This window comes from Heyndrickxia sp. FW510-T9 (genome assembly GCF_058781025.1).
Window position 1 is genome coordinate 1 of the sequence record NZ_JBYSWK010000091.1, and the last position, 6,759, is coordinate 6,759.

Annotated in this window: 7 protein-coding genes; 1 reads left to right on the top strand and 6 read right to left on the bottom strand. The window is 33.5% G+C overall.

Annotated elements, in window-relative coordinates; all coding sequences use genetic code 11:
- Positions 1 to 143 precede the first annotated feature (143 nt).
- The 3 genes from AC3WJF_RS22720 to AC3WJF_RS22730 form a co-directional block, all read right to left on the bottom strand.
- Positions 144 to 2,027: a heavy metal translocating P-type ATPase gene (locus tag AC3WJF_RS22720; RefSeq protein ID WP_492456334.1), complete on the bottom strand. Its 1,884-nt coding sequence runs from the start codon at positions 2,025 to 2,027 to the stop codon at positions 144 to 146.
- 575 nt (positions 2,028 to 2,602) lie between these two features.
- Positions 2,603 to 2,947, bottom strand: coding sequence for a cupin domain-containing protein (locus AC3WJF_RS22725; protein ID WP_492456323.1), 345 nt, complete (start codon positions 2,945 to 2,947; stop codon positions 2,603 to 2,605).
- Positions 2,948 to 3,077: 130 nt separating this feature from the next.
- Entirely contained in the window at positions 3,078 to 4,043 is a 966-nt protein-coding gene (locus AC3WJF_RS22730) for an NAD(P)H-dependent glycerol-3-phosphate dehydrogenase (protein ID WP_492456325.1), read from the bottom strand.
- Between the two features lie 253 nt (positions 4,044 to 4,296).
- Here AC3WJF_RS22730 and AC3WJF_RS22735 point away from each other — a divergent pair, with 253 nt between their 5' ends.
- Positions 4,297 to 4,464, top strand: a complete 168-nt coding sequence (locus AC3WJF_RS22735; RefSeq protein ID WP_492456327.1) for a hypothetical protein — start codon at positions 4,297 to 4,299, stop codon at positions 4,462 to 4,464.
- An 89-nt stretch (positions 4,465 to 4,553) separates the two neighbouring features.
- Here the strand turns inward: AC3WJF_RS22735 and AC3WJF_RS22740 are convergent, their stop codons facing one another.
- The 3 genes from AC3WJF_RS22740 to AC3WJF_RS22750 all read right to left on the bottom strand — a co-directional run bounded on the left by AC3WJF_RS22740 (position 4,554) and on the right by AC3WJF_RS22750 (position 6,409).
- On the bottom strand, positions 4,554 to 4,802 hold the full coding sequence (locus AC3WJF_RS22740) for a hypothetical protein (protein WP_492456329.1): 249 nt from the start codon (positions 4,800 to 4,802) through the stop codon (positions 4,554 to 4,556).
- Positions 4,803 to 4,903: 101 nt separating this feature from the next.
- The gene (locus AC3WJF_RS22745) at positions 4,904 to 5,749 is read right to left on the bottom strand and encodes a P-loop NTPase family protein (protein ID WP_492456331.1); all 846 of its coding nucleotides are present in this window, start codon (positions 5,747 to 5,749) and stop codon (positions 4,904 to 4,906) included.
- A gap of 219 nt (positions 5,750 to 5,968) precedes the next feature.
- Entirely contained in the window at positions 5,969 to 6,409 is a 441-nt protein-coding gene (locus AC3WJF_RS22750; protein WP_492456332.1) for a YybH family protein, read from the bottom strand.
- Between the last annotated feature and the right edge of the window lie 350 nt (positions 6,410 to 6,759).

A 6,759-nucleotide genomic window follows, 5' to 3' on the forward strand; every position in this document is an offset into this window, starting at 1 on the left:
TATTTGCACCTTTTTTCATCTATCCTTAAACTTACAACATATAGTAAGTGGTACAATTGCAATTATATCTCTGATAAAAAACATCAAAAAAGGAAACCGCTTGAAAATCATTAAACAAAAAAGCTAGGGTAAGATCCCTAGCCTCAAACTATTTTACCTTTTCCACCACCAAGACATCTCAAACTATTTAATATAACTAAAATGGTACTTCCCTCATGGCCCACTACGCCTAATGGTAGATTGAGAAATTGAAAGAAGTTCGATGCAATTAGGATGATGATGACAGTGATGGAAAAAAAGATATTTTGTTTAATAATACGATTCATCTTTCTTGATAAACGGATGGCTTCCGCAATTCTTGAAAGGTCATTTTTCATTAGAACAACATCAGCCGTTTCCATGGCGACATCACTGCCTTCACCCATAGCAATCCCGACATTTGCTGTAGCTAGAGCTGGAGCATCATTGACACCATCCCCAACCATGGCAACATTTCCGTATTGTTCTTTTACTTTTTTTAATGACGATACCTTTGTTTCAGGCAAGCACTCTGCGATGTATTCATCAATTTGTGATTGTGCCGCAATGTTTTTCGCAGTATTCTCACTATCGCCAGTCAACATAATAGTACGTATTCCTTCATTTTTCAATTCAAGTAAAGCATCTTTTGTTTCGTTCCGTACTATATCTTGCAGAGCTATTACAGCGGCAATTCCAGTTGAATCTTTCACATAAACAACCGTTTTCCCTTCGTCTTCAAGCTTCTTGGCAGCACCGTCATTAAATTCTAGCGCCTCCTTGCTTCCAACAAAATCCTTTTTACCTATCAGCCATTCTTGATTATTTACGCTTGCCTTCAATCCCCATCCTGGTACATCTTCTATTTGTTCAGGCAGCAAAAGGACCTCTTGATTCTTGGATTTCCAAAACTGAACAATCGCAATGGCCAATGGGTGATTCGAATGATTTTCAATGGATGCAACAAAATGTAATAATTCACTTTCATTTAAATCAGTTCGAACAATCATATCGGTTACTTCTGGTTTCCCTTTTGTTAATGTACCTGTTTTATCAAAAGCAATTGCTTTCACATGACTCAAGCTCTCGATATGAACGCCGCCTTTAAACAAAATTCCTTTTTTAGCACCATTAGATATCGCCGATAAGGTTGCTGGCATGATAGATGCCACAAGTGCACATGGTGAAGCTACTACTAATAAAATCATCGCTCGATAAAAAGTTGTAGTCCAGCTCCAATCGAAAACAAAATGCGGAAGAACCATCATTAATACCACAACAGAGAGCACGATTTTAACATAGCCACCCTCGAATCGTTCGATAAAAAGCTGTGAAGGTGACTTTTCACTTTGTGCGGACTGTACGAGCTGAATAATTTTTTGAAATACGGTTTCGCTTGCAGGCTTCGTTACTTCCACTGTAATAGACCCATTCAAATTGATCGTCCCTGCAAAAACCTCGGAACCGCTATCTTTCGTAACTGGAATGGATTCACCCGAGATCGTTGATTGATCAATTGTTGTCATCCCTTGAGCAATCATCCCGTCTGCAGGAATACGTTCTCCTGGTTTCACTAAAATCATATCTCCTATTTCTAATAAAGATACATGCACGATTTCTTCACAACCATTCGTAACACGCATCGCGGTTTCGGGTTGTATATCTAGTAAAGAGGAGATTTCCTTTTGACTTTTATTCATGGTATATGTTTCAAGTGCACCGCTTAATGCAAAAATAAAAATTAGCATTGCCCCTTCTGCCCAATAACCAATAATTGCCGAACCTATTGCAGCAAAAAACATGAGCAATTCAACATTCAAATCTTTATTTTTAATCGTTTCCTCGATTCCCTCTTTGGCTTTGGCATAGCCACCGATAATAAATGCTGCCAGATAAAAAGCAATCGAAATTGATTCATGGTTCCATTTTGACAATATCCACGCTAATACAATTAAAAACCCGCTTGAAATGGCTGCGATTAATTCCATGTGGACAAAAAGCTTTTCCATACGAGGAAGGGAAGAAATTAGCACTTTCTCACTATTCGTAGATGCAAGTTGACCTTGTGACATGTTAACACCTCCATAATCATGTAGTTAAAGCAAACCTAATTTATGTCATGATCATTCCATTCAAGTATTCTTTGAAACTTTAACTCTACAATACACAATCTTTTTATAATCATTATTATATAATACATAATACATATCGGTTACAAAAAAGTCAATCTCAATTGAGAATTTTATAATCTAATTGAGAATAATTATTAATATCAATTTTACACACTTGTATTTCCGCTGCATAACATAAAGTAATTGCGATTGATAATTATTATTAATTAAAGATTATATGCCATGGTTTAAAATCGCGAACCCAAATGATAATTATTATTATTTAGATTTTATTTTAATCAACAACTCCCACCATATATATATGCACTCCTCTTCCTAGCGTACATCTAAGCCTTTTTCAAACAGGGTATTCACATAGAAAAAAGGAGTGCCGCATCACAAATATGATGCAACACTCCTTAATTAAGTTGAAACAGCAATCTTCCCTTTTAAAGTGCACGTTTTGAAAGATGTTAACTATTATCACCTTTGATATCATTCAATGACTTTTCGAAGCATATATTAACTGTTCTTTCATTTGAACGAGTTCGGTGCATGGTATTAGCAGGAATTGTAAACATTTCACCCGGTTTCAAGGAAACTGTTTCGTTGTTTTCTAAATCTATAAAAAGTTCACCTTCTAAAACATAAAACAGCTCATCACAATCTTCGTGTTTATGCCAATGAAATTCCCCATTTATCACAGCTATTCTAAGAGCGTGATCATTTACTTCGCTTACAATAAAATTTGTATAATCCTCTTGGTTTTGTACTAATTGCATTAAGTTAAACACTTCTAACTGACCTTTTTTTGGCATTATTTCTCCTTTAGAATACGTTCTTAATTAGTTTGTGCTCAATATCATCATGAATCCCATGTACTCATAATCCTAGATTAGTAAGTTGCCCCACCAATCACATACCACTATACAATATCTCGTTATTAACTTATTGAAATTCGAATTTTACTGGACGCAAGAATAAGTCTTCTAATGTTGCCTTTGCATCATTATTTTCGAATAAAATTTTGTATAAGGCATTACAGATTGGAAGTTCTACAGCATACTGTATTGCTAATTCCCTTAATGCCTTAACTGTAGAAACACCCTCCGCCAATTTTCCAAATCCTTCTCCTTCAACGTACGCTTGTCCAAATTTTCTATTATGGCTGTGCATGGAAAACAAGGTGGCTTCATAATCTCCCAAATGACTTAAACCGTAAATCGTTATATCATTTCCACCCATAGCTCTTACTAAACGAGAAATCTCTCGCGTACCTCGAGCCATAAGTGAGCCCTTTAAGCTGCTATAGCCTAATCCATCCAACATGCCTGCAGCAATTCCCATTACATTTTTCGTTGCTGCCCCTATTTCGTTTCCAATAAGATCCTGACCATAATAGAACCTTATTAAATCACTATTAAGCTCTTGAACAATCAGTTTTGTTATTTCAACATTTTCAGAACCAATGACCATACAATTTGGTATATTATTCACAAAATCCTGTACATGTCCTGGCCCTACCCAAACTGCTACATTCACATTTCTTCCGACTTCCTCACTGAATACTTGAGTAAGTCTTTTTCCACTTGAAGCTTCAAGTCCTTTCATACATAAAATAAATGTTTTATTTTGTATTTCTTTTAATAAACTTAATTGATTCGCAAAGGACCTTAGTTCTTGAGCACTGATTGAAATAATTATTATGTCCGCAAATGAAATTGCTTTCTCTAGAGAACTATTTAATTCAATAGTATCTGGTAAGGACAGATACTCATTTTTTCTAGTTTCATTTAATCCGAGAAAATTCCTTGAACTTTCCCTCCCCCAAAGCATTACATTATGTCCAACCTTATTGACATACCACGCCATAAAGGTACCCCATCGTCCACAACCTAAAACAGATATGTTCATATTTTTCCACCTTTAAATTAATTTTTTACGATATTAAATTGCTGATAAAAACGAGAAAGACCCACAATTTTAGTAAGGTCTAAGGTTATATTCGACCAACTAAACATCATTTCCTCTTTGTCCAAACTTTTGGATTACAAAAAAAGAAATGCTAAATAAATAATTTTTTGATACATATATATTTCTATGGATCAGTCCTAAGTTTATTCCAGCAATTATTCCACGGAGAAATGCTTAGAAATGAGGGTTTAATTTGACAGATAGGATATTATTAGGAATTGCAGTTATTATATTAGTTTTTAATTACTTAATTAATGATTGGTTTTTCCATTTAAAACCTAACTCATCTGGAACTTTTGTTGCCTTGATGATTATTATTGTTGTTATTAATAACAACTTAAAAACGAATAAAAAAGATTAAAAGAATTGAGAACTCACAATAATCTAGTCAATATAAAATAAAGGATGACGCTCGTTCAATTATGAACGAGCCCCTTTTTTATATTAAGGTTAAATTTGTCCTGAATATATAAATATTACTAACGGAATTATCGGTATCAAGAATAGAAAAGATAGGAACTTAATAAATCCAGTCTCACGTTTGTATAATGCTATAAGGCTTACAATTAATGAAATGATATAAAGTGCAACTCCTGGTAATAAAACATATAATTGTTGAATATAAGCAAGTCCCGCCCATATCAAGATAATACCTAGTATCGTTAAAAATAAAGAACATTTACTGTACAATTTCCCCAATAGTATTCCTCCCATTAATATTGAAGAAAGCCTTCTTCTCAAGATTACTAATTAATATATCCATCCTTAGTAGTACCTGTAGTTTAGTGATAATCCATTTATTAAACTTCATATAACTTCAATTTATCTATTATCATTGACTTATATATTTCCATTTCATAATTTGAATTATTAATTACTTCCTTTTTTATATTTAACAATTCAAATATTTCTCTTTCGACATCTCTTCTGGCTTCTAATACTTTCATCGTTCCTTCTATACCAGCATAACCGTTTTCTTTCCCATACCCTTGATTTGTGTAGTAATTAATAAATCCAGTTGACCATTCTTTTGGCCGTTCTTGAATAGCTTTTTTAAACGAGAACTCTAGATCAGCTTGATCCACATAAAATAAAATAGGATTTAAACTCTTTATAGTTTCTTCCAATTCCATTACATAATTTATTATTTTTTCTTTCTTTTCACCGTATTTAACCATTCCAATTGTTACTGGATTTTGAATAAAACAGCATTCAAAGATATATGTTTTGTTCCCCAAAATAGCTTTTTCAGTAAAACTTATCCATTTATCAACTATTAATTCAATATTTTGTTCTAGCGGTAATTCATATATATCTTTTTTTAATAGTTCACTAAATATTTCATCTGACAACTTTGTACCATATTCATTTTTTATTTTCTGATACGGGAGTAAATAATTATACTCTCTTTTCATTACTCTATCATTAAATACTTTTTCAAAATCCCCGCTGTTGGCTAATAACGTTTCGAACTCATTTTTATTAAGACAAGATACCCCATCATAATCAGCATGGTGATCCAAATTTCCCTCTAAAAATAACTCTACCTCTATATTTCTTTCCGTCAGAATATCATAGATTAATTGCGCAGTCGTTGATTTCCCAAATCCGGGTAAACCTTCTACTATTATTAATTTGGTGTTCATAAAAGGATTGTCCACTCCTTTTTAATGTCTCAAATCTAAAATATATTTTAAAAAACAATCCTATCACTCCACTGCACTCACCTCAAATAGTCAATAAGATGTTATTCTCTTTTCGCGATAGAATTCCCTTCTTATAAAAAAAGAGCGATCCTTTTGGACCACTCACTATTTTGGTTTTAATCATCACAAAACATTAAGATTATATAGCGGCTATTATTCTTACTTTAAGTTAAAAATCCCTTTTCCAGTTTCCATACTTATTGGCAATGATGAATGCTCATGTTTAATGGTCCAGGATCCATTTTCTTTTTTTAGCCCGAATGTGAATCTATTTGTTATCTGGCGAAGTTTCTCCTCAGTTTCTTCGTTATGCGCAGCGAACGTCACTGCTCCATGAACGAAAGCAATATTCGCATCTTCTTCCACTACTAAATCATTAAATATTACATTGAGAAAAACACCTTCATCACTTAAACTATTAAACCACTCCGTCGCCATTTTCCTCCATGAGGAAATATCGGTACTCTCCCAGTTCTGCCAGCAATCATAAACATGAATGTCAGGAGAATATGCAAATAAGAATTTCTCAACATTTTTCTCATGCACTGCTGATTGATAATTTTCGAGTACGCTCTGAACGTTAGTAAAAACAACTCCCATAACTACATCCCCTTTACGTTATAAAAATTTTTCACTTTTAAAACTACAGTATAATTTCTTTATCTATTACATATTTTCCTTTTTTAAAAAAATCTTGCTTGGTTTAATCCATAACAACAAAACAAAGCGGAGTATCTTTTATTTACGTTTTTCTAGATTTTTCTTCATAAGGGATGCTACTTGTATATTTTATAGACTAAAGAATCAACTTTACGTTTAGTTTAGCTACCACACATTCTCTTAATGTAACCATTCTTCCGCTTTTCTTACGTCAATGGGAACGTTCGACCCTTGATTGTGACCGTTCTTCCGCTTTTCTCACGTCAATGGGCACGTTCGACCCTTGATTG

Coding starts and splice junctions, on each gene's coding strand:
- AC3WJF_RS22720 (WP_492456334.1), bottom strand. CDS start 2,027: ATGGAAAAGCTTTTTGTCCACATGGAATTAATCGCAGCCATTTCAAGC.
- AC3WJF_RS22725 (WP_492456323.1), bottom strand. CDS start 2,947: ATGCCAAAAAAAGGTCAGTTAGAAGTGTTTAACTTAATGCAATTAGTA.
- AC3WJF_RS22730 (WP_492456325.1), bottom strand. CDS start 4,043: ATGAACATATCTGTTTTAGGTTGTGGACGATGGGGTACCTTTATGGCG.
- AC3WJF_RS22745 (WP_492456331.1), bottom strand. CDS start 5,749: ATGAACACCAAATTAATAATAGTAGAAGGTTTACCCGGATTTGGGAAA.
- AC3WJF_RS22750 (WP_492456332.1), bottom strand. CDS start 6,409: ATGGGAGTTGTTTTTACTAACGTTCAGAGCGTACTCGAAAATTATCAA.